This window comes from Glutamicibacter sp. 2E12, from assembly GCF_050030965.1.
Lineage (GTDB): Bacteria > Actinomycetota > Actinomycetes > Actinomycetales > Micrococcaceae > Glutamicibacter.
Genome location: NZ_CP188297.1, coordinates 516,274 through 530,366 on the forward strand (window position 1 = coordinate 516,274; position 14,093 = coordinate 530,366).

The 14,093-nt window shown below is 58.0% G+C and carries 11 protein-coding genes; 1 reads left to right on the forward strand and 10 read right to left on the reverse strand.

Annotated elements, in window-relative coordinates; all coding sequences use genetic code 11:
* Window positions 1–35: 35 nt before the first annotated feature.
* From ACP3TE_RS02370 to pdhA, 8 genes are all read right to left on the reverse strand, one after another.
* Entirely contained in the window at window positions 36–1,844 is a 1,809-nt protein-coding gene (locus tag ACP3TE_RS02370; RefSeq protein ID WP_105661817.1) for an ABC transporter family substrate-binding protein, read from the reverse strand.
* A gap of 437 nt (window positions 1,845–2,281) precedes the next feature.
* On the reverse strand, window positions 2,282–3,925 hold the full coding sequence (locus tag ACP3TE_RS02375; protein WP_105657255.1) for an ABC transporter ATP-binding protein: 1,644 nt from the start codon (window positions 3,923–3,925) through the stop codon (window positions 2,282–2,284).
* Window positions 3,926–3,928: 3 nt separating this feature from the next.
* Entirely contained in the window at window positions 3,929–4,951 is a 1,023-nt protein-coding gene (locus ACP3TE_RS02380; protein WP_286134595.1) for an ABC transporter permease, read from the reverse strand.
* Window positions 4,944–5,870: an ABC transporter permease gene (locus tag ACP3TE_RS02385; protein WP_105661816.1), complete on the reverse strand. Its 927-nt coding sequence runs from the start codon at window positions 5,868–5,870 to the stop codon at window positions 4,944–4,946. Before ACP3TE_RS02385 ends, ACP3TE_RS02380 begins: the two co-directional genes overlap by 8 nt.
* Window positions 5,871–6,060: 190 nt before the next feature.
* Complete coding sequence (locus ACP3TE_RS02390) at window positions 6,061–7,692, reverse strand: peptide ABC transporter substrate-binding protein (protein ID WP_105661815.1); 1,632 nt, start codon at window positions 7,690–7,692, stop codon at window positions 6,061–6,063.
* 196 nt (window positions 7,693–7,888) lie between these two features.
* Window positions 7,889–9,238 (reverse strand): dihydrolipoamide acetyltransferase family protein, encoded by a 1,350-nt coding sequence (locus ACP3TE_RS02395; protein ID WP_426735114.1) that lies wholly within the window; start codon window positions 9,236–9,238, stop codon window positions 7,889–7,891.
* A complete protein-coding gene (locus ACP3TE_RS02400) occupies window positions 9,238–10,227 on the reverse strand; it encodes an alpha-ketoacid dehydrogenase subunit beta (RefSeq protein WP_105657306.1) in 990 nt (329 codons plus the stop codon). Before ACP3TE_RS02400 ends, ACP3TE_RS02395 begins: the two co-directional genes overlap by 1 nt.
* 14 nt (window positions 10,228–10,241) lie before the next feature.
* Entirely contained in the window at window positions 10,242–11,357 is a 1,116-nt protein-coding gene (pdhA, locus tag ACP3TE_RS02405; protein ID WP_105661813.1) for a pyruvate dehydrogenase (acetyl-transferring) E1 component subunit alpha, read from the reverse strand.
* A gap of 150 nt (window positions 11,358–11,507) precedes the next feature.
* Between pdhA and ACP3TE_RS02410 the strand changes: the two genes are divergently transcribed.
* Window positions 11,508–11,981 carry an Lrp/AsnC family transcriptional regulator gene (locus ACP3TE_RS02410; protein ID WP_105661916.1) on the forward strand — a complete coding sequence of 158 codons (474 nt, stop codon included), beginning with the start codon at window positions 11,508–11,510 and terminating at the stop codon, window positions 11,979–11,981.
* Between the two features lie 84 nt (window positions 11,982–12,065).
* Here ACP3TE_RS02410 and ACP3TE_RS02415 read toward each other — a convergent pair whose 3' ends face one another.
* Together ACP3TE_RS02415 and ACP3TE_RS02420 are read right to left on the reverse strand one after the other, a co-directional pair.
* Entirely contained in the window at window positions 12,066–13,691 is a 1,626-nt protein-coding gene (locus ACP3TE_RS02415) for a solute symporter family protein (RefSeq protein ID WP_105657249.1), read from the reverse strand.
* On the reverse strand, window positions 13,692–14,036 hold the full coding sequence (locus ACP3TE_RS02420; protein ID WP_105657248.1) for a DUF485 domain-containing protein: 345 nt from the start codon (window positions 14,034–14,036) through the stop codon (window positions 13,692–13,694).
* Window positions 14,037–14,093 lie beyond the last annotated feature (57 nt).

The window sequence follows — 14,093 nt, forward strand, 5'->3', positions numbered from 1 at the left end:
CACTCACATTGTGCAAGTACGCTGCCTAGGGGCAATTACTCAGCACGTACCCACTGCTCGGCGTTCCAGACGATCTGGTCCTGCGTTGCGGTGTGACGGACATTTTGGATATCCGAACCCGAGGCGCTCAAGCCTGGGTGGGCGAATACCGGGATGCCGAACAGATCATCCCACAACAGCTTCTCGATCTTCTTGGTCTGCTCGGCATGGACAGCCGGGTCCAGCGAGCTTGCCAGGGTCGCCCATGCTGCATCGACTTCAGCGTTCGAGTACTGGCCGAAGTTCTGCGGCTTGCCGGTGGCGTAGATGTTCTGGCCGGAACTGATCTGGCCGGAACCTGCCCAAGCGAACAGTGCTACTTCGTAGTCGCCACGGTCTTGCGCACCGTTTGGCGAGAAGAAGTCAGCCGAACCGGTGTCCTCGATCTTGAAGCCCGCTTCATCGCAGGAGGACTTGATGGCCGAGACCTGGTTGGCGCGGCGTTCGTTAGGTGCCGAGTAGCCGATGCGTACTTCGGTACCCACAGCGTCCTGCTCTTCAAGGATCTTCTTGGCGCCTTCGATATCCACCTGGTCATAGCGGCCGTCGTAGGATGCGTCCACTACTTCCTGGTAGTTATCCTGGAACGGGAAGACTTCGCGGGAGTTCATCACGATGGCGTCGGGGTTCAGCGGCTTGATCAGGTTGTCAACAATCTGCTGACGTGGAACACACATGGCAAAGGCCTTGCGCAGTTCCAGATTGGTCATTTCGTTGCCCTTGGCGAAGTTGAAGTCAAGGTGCTCCCAGGTCAGGGTGTCGCCCTTCTGGATTGCTACAGCGTCGCCAAGATTCTCCAGCTGCGCGAGCGTATCAACGGTGGGCTGCGGGTTAATGACGTCAACGTCTTTATTCTGCAATGCCTGGACCATGCTTGCGTCTTCAAGGAAGCGGAAGGTCAGTTCCTTGGTTGCAGGCGCGGGGCCATAGTAGTTCTCGTTGGCAACCAGGGTTACGGACTCTCCAGCTTTCCAGCTGCCCAGCTTGTAGGGGCCGGATACAGGCGAGATCTTCTCATCGGGCAGCTTGCCCGGGTCAGTCATCCAGCCTTCGTTCCAGAAATCGGCAGCCTTCTTCAGCTTGTCGGATTCCCCAGCGAGAATGGCTTTGACGAGCTCTTCGGTGCTCATGCCCGACTCTTCGGCCACCACATGTGCTGGGTGGAGCATCCAGGACTGGAGGGCCCAGTCCGGATCAGGCTCGGCGAATTCAACAGTGAATTCCTTGCCATCCCAGTCGCCCTGCGGACCAGCTGGAACAGTGTCGCCGAGATCAACTGAGACCGAGTTGAACAGCGGCTTGTCCTTGGAACCTTCGTTGAGGTTCAGGTTCTGCACTGCCCATGCCAGCACGGAGTCGGCTACGGTGATCGGCGTGCCATCGGACCATTTGGCTTCTTCATTGATGGTGTACTTGATGGTGAGCGGATCGTCGCTCACCTTCTCATAGCTGCCCAAGGCCTCGTTGGGGTACAGCGTGCCGTCAGTACCGAAGTAGCTGAACCCAGCGAACATCCGGTCCACGATGGCCGAGTTGTAGGTGGAATAGGTGTTCGGAGTAAAGCCGTTGTAGCTCAGGAATTCCGGGGCACCTACGGTGACGTTGATATTGTCTTCGGCAGTCTTGATATCACCCAGATCGGCTTTGCCGCTGTTTGCTGCTTCTGCCGAACCGTTGCCGCCACCTGCGCCAGCATCCTTTGATGCATCGGCGCCTGTGTCTCCGCCGCCTGGTGCACAAGCCGAAAGGGCCAGGGCCAGTGCTGCGCCTACAGCTACTGCTTTCGAAACGCGCTGAAACCGCATTTCGCCTCCTTGAGTTCTTGAACGATACGAGTGCTGGATCGGGGGATCCAATGTGGACCAGATCACATGATCAATCCATTGAGCAATAGACTAACCCGAATTTTCTGGCTTGGATATAGAAAGAAGCGCTTCAGATATTGCTGCAATCCTCCCCCTGAGAGTCATTCGCAACGCGCTTGTTACCCGCGGGTTTACGAGATCCAGCTCACACCCCCGAGATTTCAAGGATTTCTTTCAGATTGGGAAAAATCAATCGGGCAACTGTTTCATGCATGTTGACTCGCGGAGTGATTTATAACATTTTTGCAACGTTTGTTTCAGATTGATTAAATCTGAAATATTCGTTGAATATGACGTTGCTTGAGCTCAGGTTAAGCGCAAAATGGGACGGTGAAACCTTACGGTTTCACCGGCCCATTCAGCGGATTTCCGAGCTGCTAGATCAGCGAAGCTCCAGGGATCGCAGCCAGCAGGTTGCGGGTATATGCACTCTTTGGCGCATCGAAAATCTCGTCCGTCGTTCCCTGTTCGACGATCTTTCCGTGTTCCATCACGCATACGTTGTCCGCGATCTGGCGGACTACAGCCAGGTCGTGGGTAATGAACAGGTAGGTAAGGCCCATTTCGCGTTGCAGCTCATCAAGCAGCTCAAGCACCTGGGCCTGCACCAGCACGTCCAACGCCGAAACAGCCTCATCGCAAACGATCATTTCCGGCTGCAAGGCCAGAGCACGCGCGATCGCGATGCGCTGGCGCTGTCCGCCGGACAGCTCGTTCGGGAAGCGGTGCATGGTGGATGCCGGCATGGAAACCTGATCCAGCAGTTCCTTGACCTTCTTCTCCCGTGATGCCGCGTTACCAATACCGTGAATGCGCAGTGGTTCTTCGATGGTTCGGAATATCGAGTACATCGGATCCAAGGATCCGTACGGATCCTGGAAAATCGGCTGGACACGTCGGCGGTACTTGAACAAGTGCTTCTCGCTCAGGTTGCCAATCTGTTCGCCATCAAAGATGATCTCGCCCTCGGTCTTGTCCAACAGGTTGAGCACCATCTGGGCGATGGTGGACTTGCCGGAACCGGACTCGCCTACCACGGCGGTGGTGGTGCCCTTGGGGATCTCGAAGGACACGTTGTCCACCGCGGTAAACTTCTCCTTCTTGCCGAACCCCTTGCGGATATCGAAGACCTTCGTCAGGTTGCTGACCTTCAGCAGCGGCTCGGCCTTGCCCGGAATTACCTCATCAACAATCGCCTCGTGCTTGTCTCCACGCTGTGCTGACAACGATGGAGCCGAGTTGATCAGGCGCTGGGTGTACGGGTGCTTGGGGTTGCGCAGAATCTCCAGCGCTGGGCCATATTCGACGACACGCCCCTTGTACATCACGACGACCTTCTCGGCACGCTCTGCTGCCAAGCCCAGGTCGTGGGTAATCAGCAGCACGGCGGTGCCCAGTTCACTGGTCATGGTGTCCAGATGGTCCAGGATCTGCTGCTGCACGGTGACGTCCAGTGCGCTGGTTGGCTCATCGGCAATCAGCAGGCGCGGGCGGCAGGCCAGGCCAATGGCGATCAGCGCACGCTGACGCATGCCACCGGAGAATTCGTGCGGGTACTGCCTCGCACGCGTCTCCGGATCGGGCAAACCTGCATCGGCCAAGACCTGGGCTACACGCTTGTTCGGGTTATCCCCCGCCAAGCCGTTGGCTTTCAGGGTTTCCTTGACCTGGAACCCGATCTTCCAGACCGGGTTCAAGTTGGACATCGGATCCTGCGGAACCATGCCAATATGGTTGCCGCGCAGCTCTACGAATCGCTTTTCGCTCGCTTGGGCGATGTCCTCGCCGTCAAAAAGAATCTGGCCGGATGAGACCTTGCCGTTGCCGGCCAACAGGCCGATAGCAGCCAGTGCCGAAGTTGACTTGCCGGAACCGGACTCGCCCACGATGGCCACGGTTTCCCCGGGCATCACGGTGAAGTTGGCGTCGCGCACTGCATGCACTGGACCGTCAGGAGTGGAGAAAGTGATCGCCAGGTCCTTGACTTCCAGCAGAGGCTTGGGAGTTGCACTCTGAGTCATTGCTTAGGCTCCCTTCCGGGCCTTCGGATCCAGTGCGTCGCGCACTGCATCGCCGAGCATGATGAAGCTCAATACCGTTACCGAAAGGAACAGTGCTGGCCACATCAGCATGGTCGGGTTATTGCGCAGCTGGGTACGTGCGGAGGAAATATCGTTGCCCCAGCTCATGACGTCTGGCGGAAGCCCGACGCCCAGGAAGGACAGCGTGGCCTCGGCAACGATGTATACGCCGAGGTTCACCGTGGCAACAACAATGATCGGTGCCAACGAGTTCGGGATGACGTGCTTGACCAAAGCGCTGAACTTGGACAGGCCCAACGCGCGCGAGGCCTTCACGAAGTCCGCGTTGCGGGCCTCGATCACTGCGCCGCGGGTAATGCGTGCCAGCTGCGGCCAGCCGAAGATCGCAAGGGTGATGATAACCGTCCAAACGCTTCGGTTTTCACGGAAGGCAGGAAGCTGCATCACGATGATGGCTCCGAGGATCAGCGGCAGCGCGAAGAAGATATCGCCCAGACGAGCCAGGATGGTGTCGATCCAGCCGCCGTAGTAGCCTGCCAGCGCGCCAATGGCACCGCCGAGCAGCACCACGATGAGGGTAGTGAATACGCCTACGAGCAGCGAAGCACGCGTGCCGTAGATCGTACGGGCGTAGATGTCGCAACCCTGCAGGTTGAAGCCCATGATATGTCCCTGGCGTGCTGGCTCATTGGAATTTTCCAGTAAGCATGCCTGGTTGCCAGTCGGATCAATGGACGTGAACAGCTGCGGGAACGCAGCTACAACCATGACGGCGATGATCAGAAGCGTGGAGATGATGAACAGCGGCTGCTTGCGCAGTGAACGCCATGCTTCAGCCCACATGGACAATGGCTTGCCGGTTTCCTTGACAGAATCCACCGCCTGCAGCGGAGTCTCCTCCAATGGGGCCACGTAGTGCTCAATTTTGTACTTGGAAACTTTGCCGGCACGGGTGTTTCGGATGGGAAGGCCGTCTTCGGGATTAAAGTTCTGGTTCTCAGGCATAACGGATCCTTGGGTCAAGCAGTGCGTACAGCATATCCACGATCAGGTTGGCGATCACGAAGACGATCACCAAGACGCCTACAACGGCAACCACCGTCGGGGTTTCGCCCTTCTGGATTGCCTGGTAGAGCAAGTGGCCGACACCGGGGACATTGAAGATACCCTCGGTAACAATGGCGCCGCCCATGAGTGCGCCCAAGTCGGCGCCAAGGTAGGTCACGACTGGAATCAGCGAGTTGCGCAAGATGTGCACGGTGACAACGCGGTTGCGGCTCAGGCCCTTGGCAGTTGCGGTGCGCACATAGTCAGCGGTTTTGTTCTCAATGATGGAGGTACGCGTCAGTCGCAAAACGTAAGCCAGAGAAACGAGTCCCAGGACCAAGGCCGGCAGGATCAGTTCGCCCCAGGTTGCCGAACCGGAAACGGTTGGCTTTGCCCATTCGAGCTTGACTCCGACCACGTACTGGAGCAGGAAGCCCAGTACGAAGGTTGGAACTGCGATGACCAGCAGCGATGCGATCAGGACGGTCGAGTCGAACAATTTGCCCTTGCGCATGCCGGCGATGACGCCGAAGATGATGCCGAAGACAGATTCGATCAACAACGCGAGGATCGCCAGGCGTGCGGTGACCGGGAAGGCCCGAGCCAGCAAGTCTCGAACTTCCTGGCCGGAGAACGAGGTTCCCAGATCCAAGGTCACCAGATTCTTCAGGTACAGGCCATATTGGACCCAGAAAGGCTTATCCAAGTTGTATTGTGCGGTCAGGGCCGCTTCGGTAGCGGGGCTCATTGGCTTGCCACCGGAAAGTGCGGCGATGGGGTTACCCGGTGTTGCGAAAACCAGGAAGTACACCAGCAGCGTAGCTCCGATGAACACCGGAATCAGCTGCACGATTCGCTTCAGGGTAAAACTTAACATGCTTGCATCTCACCTCGAGACACATGAGGGCACAGGGCCATTTTCATCCTCTTTCCGTCGATAAATATCTCGACGTTTATTTTTGCGAGGCAGGACGGACACGCCAAAGGGAGACCCTGAGCTGCTCGGATCTCCCTTGACGAGTTTTCAGCTTCTATTCGCTCTGATTAGGCCGAATGCTGAAGGAAACTTATTTGCCAGTGATTTGCTGGTACATAGGAACACCGTTCCACCCGAACTCGACGTTATCAACGTTTTCGCTCCAACCACCCTGGACTGCTTGGTACCACAGAGGGATGGCCGGCAAATCCTTGAACAGGATCTCCTGTGCTTCGTTGAAGATCTTTGCACCCTCGGCCGGATCCGTGGCAGACAGGCCTTCGGCCAGCTTGTCATCGAATTCCTTGCTGGAGTACTTGCCGTCATTCGAACCGGCCCCGGTGCCAAATAGTGGACCAAGGAAGTTGTACAGCGACGGGTAGTCGGCCTGCCAACCGGTACGGAATGCACCGGTCATCTTGTAGCTGGTGACCTTCTCGCGCAATTCCTTGAATGAAGAGAATGGCTGAGCCACTGCGTTGATGCCCAGGTTGCTCTTCAGCTGGTTGACGACAGCTTCGACGTATTCCTTGTTGCCCGCGCCATCAACGTTGTAGCCGACAGAGAATTCATCGCCGGACTCCCACTTACTGATTTCATCAGCCTGTTCCCACAGCTTCTTGGCTTCAGCCCCGTCGAAGTCGAGGACTTCGCTGCCTGGAACGTCGGCGCTGTAGCCTTCGAGCACTGGTGCGGTGAAGTCATCGGCCTTGACCTTGCCACCCTGGTACACCTTGTCGATGATCAGCTGGCGGTCAATGGCACGGGAGATCGCGGCACGGCGCAGGTTGCCCTCTTCGTCCTGCTTGAAGTGGTCCAGGTAGCCCGGGATGGTGATGGTTGCGTTGCCGGCATATGGCGAGTTGACTGAACGATCGCCCAGGTCAGACTCGTAGGAAGCCAGCTGGCTTGGCGGGATCTGGTCGAGGACGTCCAAGTTGTTGGACTGCAGATCGCTGTACGCCGAGTCGGTGGACTGGTAGACCTTGAAGTCGATGCCGGCGTTAGCCGCCTTGCGTGGACCGTCGTAGCTCTCGTTGACGTCCAGCTTCAGGTTCACATCGTGGTTCCACTCGGTCAACGTGTATGGGCCGTTGCCGATTGGCTTTTCGCCAAAGGCCTTTGGATCTTCGAAGGCCGCTTCAGGCAACGGCATGAACGCCGTGTAGCCCAAGCGCAGCGGGAAGTCGGACTCAGGCTGGGACAGCTCGACGGTGAAGGTGGTGTCATCCACTACCTTCAGGCCTTCCATCTCTTCCTTCTTGGAGCCTTCCTTGTTGACCTCATCGAAGCCCTTGATGGATTCGAAGAAGTACGAGTTCAGCTGTGCGTTCTTTGCCGCGGCGCCGAAGTTCCAGGCATCCACGAACGAAGCAGCAGTTACTGGGGAACCATCCGAGAAGGTATGTCCGGCCTTCAGCTTGATGGTGTAGTTCTGGGAGTCTTCGGTTTCGATGGACTCAGCGAGTTCATTGACCGGAGCGCCCTTTGCGTCATAGCTGACCAAACCGGTGAAGATCAGGTCCATTACGCGGCCGCCGCCAACTTCGTTGGTGTTAGCCGGCAGAAGGCCATTCTGCGGTTCGGTGGTGTTTGCGGTGACGACGTACGAGCCGTCACCTTCGCCACCGGCGGTTTCATTTGAACCGCCGCCACAAGCGGACAGGGTCAGCGCCAAGGCTGCAGATAAAACGACAGCCTTAGATGCGTGCGAGTATCGCATCCTATTTCTCCTCAACAGATCGTTGCTGCTTCTGCATTTCGCAGAGCCGTGCAGGCAAGCGTGAGCTATAGCACGTAGTGAATGAGATTACATCAAACATTGCGAAACAACCAATGAATAGTCATGAAAGCAATGCTTGAAATCGGGTTACTCACCCGACTGAAATAACTTCAGCCGGGTCAGTTTTTATTTAAGCTCAAATAAAAATATTCATCATTCCGGGGTCTTCCAATACCGAGCCGACACCTGCGAGGAACTCGCTTGCTTCCTTGCCGTCAACCACTCTGTGATCGAAGGACAAAGCCAAAGTCATGGTATGGCGAAGGGCAACTTGGTCTTGGTATTCCCAAGGCCTTCGTTTCACTTGGCCTAATGCCAGGATTCCAGCCTGCCCCGGAGGTAGAATCGGGGTCCCGGCATCCACGCCGAAAACCCCCACATTGGTAATGGAGAATGTGCCACCGGTCAATTGGGCTGGTGACAACGTTCCTTCGCGGCCCTGGAGAATAATCTCGCTGAGTTCAGTTGCCAATACGGGCAACGTCTTGGCTTGGGCATTTTTCAGCACCGGAACCAGCAAGCCGCGGTCACTTGCCACAGCCATGCCCAGATTCACTGACCCGAACTCAATGATTTCGTCAGCCTTTTCATCCCACGTCGAGTTCAGCGCAGGATAAGTCTTCAGCAATCTCGTCACCACGAGCGCCGCCAACGTTGTGATGTTGAGTTTCCGGTCCTTCAGCAAGCGATGCGAACGCATTCTTTCCACCAACGCCATGGATTCGGTGACGTCAATAGTGAGGAACTCGGTGGCATGCGGTGCAGTAAACGCCGACTGCACCATCGCTTTGGCTGTGGCTCTGCGGACGGCGGTGATCTTCACATGGCGGTCCACATCCGGCGAGGACGCTGGCTCATTTCCCCTTGCCGATGAGGTGCTGGTACCTACGGAATCGATGGCCTGCTGAACATCCCTACGCAGCACCAGCCCACCCTCGCCGCTGCCGGCGAGCGCCGAAATATCGACTCCATGATCGCGTGCCAGCTTGCGTACGGGCGGTGTGCATCGAGTCGTCTCATGTTGTTCGCGCTCAGGACTGGCCGGCGCGGCATCCGGTGCGGATGCAACTGGTTCCGCCAATTGCGTCGCTCCCCCGTTGCGGGAGCCACGAGCTTTTCGCGTTGGACGGTTGCCGGTGTCTGCCGGGGCACCGTAGCCAACGAGGGTTGGGGTGCGCTCGACGGCCGCACTTTCCCCATGATTTCCGGGACCTGCTACTGGCGGCTGCCCGCCGGAAGCGCCTGGCTCCTGATCAAAAGTGACCAGCGGACCGCCAACCTGCACTGTTTCACCTTCGGTGGCATGCAGAGCCTGAACGAAGCCGGCATACGGCGAGGGCAGTTCAACCACTGCCTTGGCGGTTTCAACTTCGGCAATGATCTGGTTGAGCGCAACATGCTCGCCAACCTTGATTTTCCAATTCAGCACCTCGGACTCGGTGAGCCCTTCGCCGAGGTCCGGGAGTTTGAATGTGTGGGCGGTCATCACTTGGCAGCTCCTTCGGTTGCCTCGTTGTGGCGCATCACGGTATCGACCGCGTGCATCACTCGATCCAAATCGGGCAGGTGGTGGCTTTCGAGCCGCGATGGCGGATACGGAATATCGAATCCGGTGACGCGCAATGGGGCGTGCTCCAGATAGTCGAAGCAGCGCTCGGTGATTTCGGCACAGATTTCTGCACCGATACCGCTGGTGCGGCTGGCTTCATGGACTACAACCAGCTTGCCGGTGCGCTTGACGGATTCGGCCACGGTGTCGATATCCAACGGATCCAAGGTGCGCAGGTCGATGACCTCCAGACTGGTACCTTCATCTTCTGCGGCCTTGGCCGCATCCACCAAGGTGTAAGTGGTCGGGCCATAGCCGACCACGGTGACATCTTCACCGGGTCGGATGATCTTGGCCTTTGGCGATCCGTCTGGCGTTGGAGCCAGAAGTTCAGCTGTGCTCTTCTCGTGGTAGCGGCGCTTCGGCTCGAAGAAGATGACCGGATCATCGCAATCGATGGCCTGGCGCAACATGCTATAGGCATCTTCGACACTTGAAGGCGCGAAGACGCGCAGACCGGCGGTGTGGGCGAAATATGCTTCCGGCGATTCGGAGTGGTGCTCCGGTGAACCGATTCCTCCGCCGTAGGGAATTCGAACTGTCACCGGCATCTTCACACGGCCCCGGGAACGGTAATGCAATTTAGCCAGCTGGGATACTAGCTGGTCAAAGGCCGGGTAGGTGAAGCCGTCAAACTGGATCTCCACTACTGGGCGATAGCCTCGGTAGGCCAGGCCGATGGCGCTGCCGACAATGCCGGATTCTGCCAGCGGGGTATCGACGACGCGGTGCTCGCCGAATTTGGATTTCAGGCCATCGGTGACCCGGAAGACGCCGCCGAGGGTTCCGATGTCTTCACCAAGCAGGATGACTTTCTCGTCCTCGTCTAGGGCATCGTGCAGCGACTTGTTCAGCGCCTTGAGCATGGTGGTTGCCACAGTTACTCTCCACCTTCAAAATCTGCCAAGTAGTCCAGATAGTTCTTGGCTGCGCGTTCGGTTGGTTCGTGCTTCTCGGCATATACATTGGTGAACAGCTCTTCCACCTTGGGGTCCTCCATGGTGGTGATCGCGGCGCGAAGCTTCGCGGCCAGATCATCGGCTGCGTTCTGGGCACGCTGCTCGTAGGACTGCACATCGGCACCCATCTCATGCAGGTACTTCACCAGGCGGTCGATAGGGTCCTTGGCTTTCCACTCTTCGAGCTGCTCGCTCTTGCGGTAGCGGGTTGGATCATCGGCGGTGGTGTGCGACCCCATGCGATAGGTGACCGCTTCAATGAAGGTTGGGCCCAGGCCGTTGCGCGCGTGATTCAGGGCGGCCTTGGTGGCTGCGTAGACTGCAAGGATGTCATTGCCATCCACCCGCCAGGTCTTCAGCCCGAAGCCGTGGGCACGGTCGGCAATCTGGGTGCGGCTTTGCAGGTGGACTGGTTCGGAAATGGCCCACTGGTTGTTCTGGCAGAAGAACAGCACTGGCGCCTGGTAGCTGGCGGCGAAGACCATGGCTTCGCTCACGTCGCCCTGGCTGGTGGCGCCATCGCCAAAGTAGGCCACAGAAACTTGCTTGCCCCCGTCGAATTTGATTCCCATTCCGTATCCGGCTGCGTGCAAAGCCTGGGAGCCAATGACAATCTGCTGGCAAGCAATATTGACTTCATTCGGATCCCAGCCGCTGGCCTGGGCCCCGCGCCACACGCTGAGCAGATCTTCTGCTTTCACTCCCCTGGCCCATGCGACGCCATGCTCGCGGTAGGAAGGGAAAATGAAGTCATCCGCTTCGGTGGCGCGGACCGAGCCGATTTGTGCGGCTTCCTGGCCGAGCAACGGGGCCCAGAGTCCTAGCTGGCCCTGGCGCTGCAATGCGGTGGCTTCATTGTCCATGCGGCGCAGGACCACCATGTCGCGAAGGAAATCTGCAAGGTCCGCTTCTTTGAGGTCCTTCAGATAATGGTCAAGTTCTTCGTCCGGGATTCGTTTCCCGTCGACGTTCAGCAGCTGATGCGTGGGTAGGCATCCGGCGGCTACGTCAATGTGCTGTGTGGACACGATCGGCATCCTTACTCTCACGTAGTCGGTTGCGGGTTTTCATTCACAAACACCGCTTAATGTGATGCTACTCACGCAAGGCAGGATGCACAATGGTGTTTTTGGAATTAGAGCAAAACGCACTGTTTATGAGAACCGGTCAGTGCTAACGTGCACATTATGCAACTTCTGGACACTACCGACCGGCGCATCCTGCTGGCCCTCTCGACCGCAGCCAAGCGCACCGGCTCGGCTATCGCCACGGCTTTGAACCTCGGGCGAAATACCGTGCAGACGCGGATGACCCGCCTGGAGAATGAAGTTCTTGATTCCATTGACCGCCGCATCCCGCCCGAAGTGCTGGGCTACGGGCTGCTTTCCTTTGTCGAGCTGCATGTTGAGCAACGCCATCTCGGGGACATCGCCGCCAAGCTCGAAGCCATCCCCGAGGTGCTTGAAGCACACGGGCTCACCGGCTCTGCCGACATCTTGGTGCGGGTAGCGGCCAAAGACGCCGAGGAGCTGTTTCGGGTCCATGGACAGCTGCTGCATATAGACGGAGTGAATCGTGCGGACTCGGCACTATCCATGGCCGAGCTCGTCCCCTACCGCACCACCGCTTTGCTTCAGCACTCGCTAGCCAATAACGCGTAGCGCACAGGGCAGCAAAAAGTTCCGGGAACCAGCCTGCTGGCTGGTTCCCGGAACTTCGCTATTGAGTTTTATGAATTCTTCGCCTTAGTGGTCGACTGCCTTCTCGGCACCGACACCGGTCAGCGAACGAACTTCCATTTCCGCCTGCTTGGTAATGTCCTCGACACGCTTGTCGGTAACCGAGCCCAGCCAGCCTAGGAAGAAGGCCAGCGGAATGGAGACGATACCCGGGTTAGCCAGCGGGAAGATCACCATATCGATGCTTGGGATCATTGCGGTCTCCGAGCCCGAGAACACTGGCGAGAAGATGATCAGCAGCAAAGCCGAACCCAGGCCGCCGTACATGGACCACACTGCGCCGCGGGTCTTGAAGCCCTTCCAGAACAGCGAGTACAAGATGGTTGGCAGGTTAGCCGAAGCGGCCACCGCGAAGGCCAATGCCACCAGGAAGGCCACGTTCTGCCCCTGGGCACCGATGCCGCCAGCGATAGCGAAGACTCCGATAACCAAGACCGTGCGGCGGGCAATCTTCATTTCCTTCTCTGGAGTCGACTTGCCCTTGGCAATCACCGACGCGTACACGTCATGGGCGAAGGATGCCGCCGCGGTGATGGTCAAGCCCGCCACTACAGCAAGGATGGTTGCGAAGGCCACTGCAGAGATCAGGCCCAGCAGCACTGTGCCGCCCAATTCGTAGGCCAGCAGCGGTGCCGCAGAGTTCACGCCGCCTGGAGCCGCCTGGATTCGATCCGGGCCAATCAGTGCACCGGCGCCGAAGCCCAGCACCAGGGTGAACAGGTAGAAGGCGCCGATCAGCCAGATAGCCCAGACGACGGACTTGCGGGCTTCCTTCGCGGTAGGAACGGTGTAGAAGCGCATCAGCACGTGCGGCAGGCCGGCGGTGCCAAGCACCAAGGCCAGGGCCAGCGAGATGAAGTCCAGCTTGGCAGTTTCAGAAACACCGTACTTCATGCCCGGATTCAGGATCTCGGGGTTGCCGGCTACTTCAGCTGCCTTGCCCAGCAGGTCGGAGAAGTTGAAGCCGAACATGGCCAGCGTCCACACGGTCATGATCAGCGCGCCGGCGATCAGCAGGCAGGCCTTGATGATCTGCACCCAGGTGGTGCCCTTCATGCCGCCAACCAGCACATAGAGGATCATCAATGCGCCAACGATAACGATCACCAGCGACTGTCCCAGCTTCTCGTCAATACCCAGCAACAGGGAAACCAGCGCGCCGGCGCCAGCCATCTGCGCCAGCAGGTAGAAGACGCACACTGCCAGCGTGGAGATGGCCGCGGCGATGCGCACCGGACGCTGCTTGAGCCGGAAGGACAGCACATCGGCCATGGTGAATTTGCCGGTGTTGCGCAGCAGCTCCGCAACCAGCAGCAAGGCAACCAGCCAAGCAACCAGGAAGCCGATCGAGTAGAGGAAGCCGTCGTAGCCCTGGATGGCGATAGCGCCAACGATGCCCAGGAAGGAGGCTGCCGAGAGGTAGTCACCGGCAATTGCGGTGCCGTTCTGCGTTCCCGTGAAGGAACGGCCGCCTGCATAGTAATCCGCAGCGGTCTTGTTGTTCTTGGAGGCGCGGAGCACGATCACCATGGTGACGCCCACGAAGGCCAGGAAGATGGCGATATTGACCAAGGGGTTGCCGACCTGGGTCGACTCTCCCGCGGCCTGGGCCAGGATGCTGAGCTGGTTCATTTAGTTCACTCCCTCGCTCTCTAGGCGTTCACGGATCTTGGTTGCCTTGGGGTCGAGCTTCTTATTCGAAAAACTGACGTAGGCCGCGGTGATCGCGAAGGTCGACACGAACTGCAGCAACCCGAGAACAATACCCATGTTGATATTGCCGAGAACCTTGATGGACATGAAGTCGTGGAAGTAGTCGGCTAGCAGCACATAGGCGAAATACCAGACGAGGAAGAAGACTGCCATCGGGAAAACAAAACTGCGGTGGGTCTTTCGCAGTTCCTGGAATTCCTCGGATTGGCTCTCCTTGACGAAATCAACGTCAGCAGCGACGCCGTGTTCCGGGTTGGCACTCATGATGCCCTCCTTGAGCGAGTTGATGATGTGACTGGGCGCACATCGGTTTTGTGACTA

Bases quoted from the DNA above. Each gene is read 5' to 3' on its own strand.
- ACP3TE_RS02375 (WP_105657255.1), bottom strand. From the start codon at position 3,925: ATGACTCAGAGTGCAACTCCCAAGCCTCTGCTGGAAGTCAAGGACCTG.
- ACP3TE_RS02415 (WP_105657249.1), bottom strand. From the start codon at position 13,691: ATGAACCAGCTCAGCATCCTGGCCCAGGCCGCGGGAGAGTCGACCCAG.
- ACP3TE_RS02390 (WP_105661815.1), bottom strand. From the start codon at position 7,692: ATGCGATACTCGCACGCATCTAAGGCTGTCGTTTTATCTGCAGCCTTG.
- pdhA (WP_105661813.1), bottom strand. From the start codon at position 11,357: ATGCCGATCGTGTCCACACAGCACATTGACGTAGCCGCCGGATGCCTA.
- ACP3TE_RS02380 (WP_286134595.1), bottom strand. From the start codon at position 4,951: ATGCCTGAGAACCAGAACTTTAATCCCGAAGACGGCCTTCCCATCCGA.
- ACP3TE_RS02370 (WP_105661817.1), bottom strand. From the start codon at position 1,844: ATGCGGTTTCAGCGCGTTTCGAAAGCAGTAGCTGTAGGCGCAGCACTG.
- ACP3TE_RS02395 (WP_426735114.1), bottom strand. From the start codon at position 9,238: ATGACCGCCCACACATTCAAACTCCCGGACCTCGGCGAAGGGCTCACC.
- ACP3TE_RS02420 (WP_105657248.1), bottom strand. From the start codon at position 14,036: ATGAGTGCCAACCCGGAACACGGCGTCGCTGCTGACGTTGATTTCGTC.
- ACP3TE_RS02410 (WP_105661916.1), top strand. From the start codon at position 11,508: ATGCAACTTCTGGACACTACCGACCGGCGCATCCTGCTGGCCCTCTCG.
- ACP3TE_RS02385 (WP_105661816.1), bottom strand. From the start codon at position 5,870: ATGTTAAGTTTTACCCTGAAGCGAATCGTGCAGCTGATTCCGGTGTTC.
- ACP3TE_RS02400 (WP_105657306.1), bottom strand. From the start codon at position 10,227: ATGCTCAAGGCGCTGAACAAGTCGCTGCACGATGCCCTAGACGAGGAC.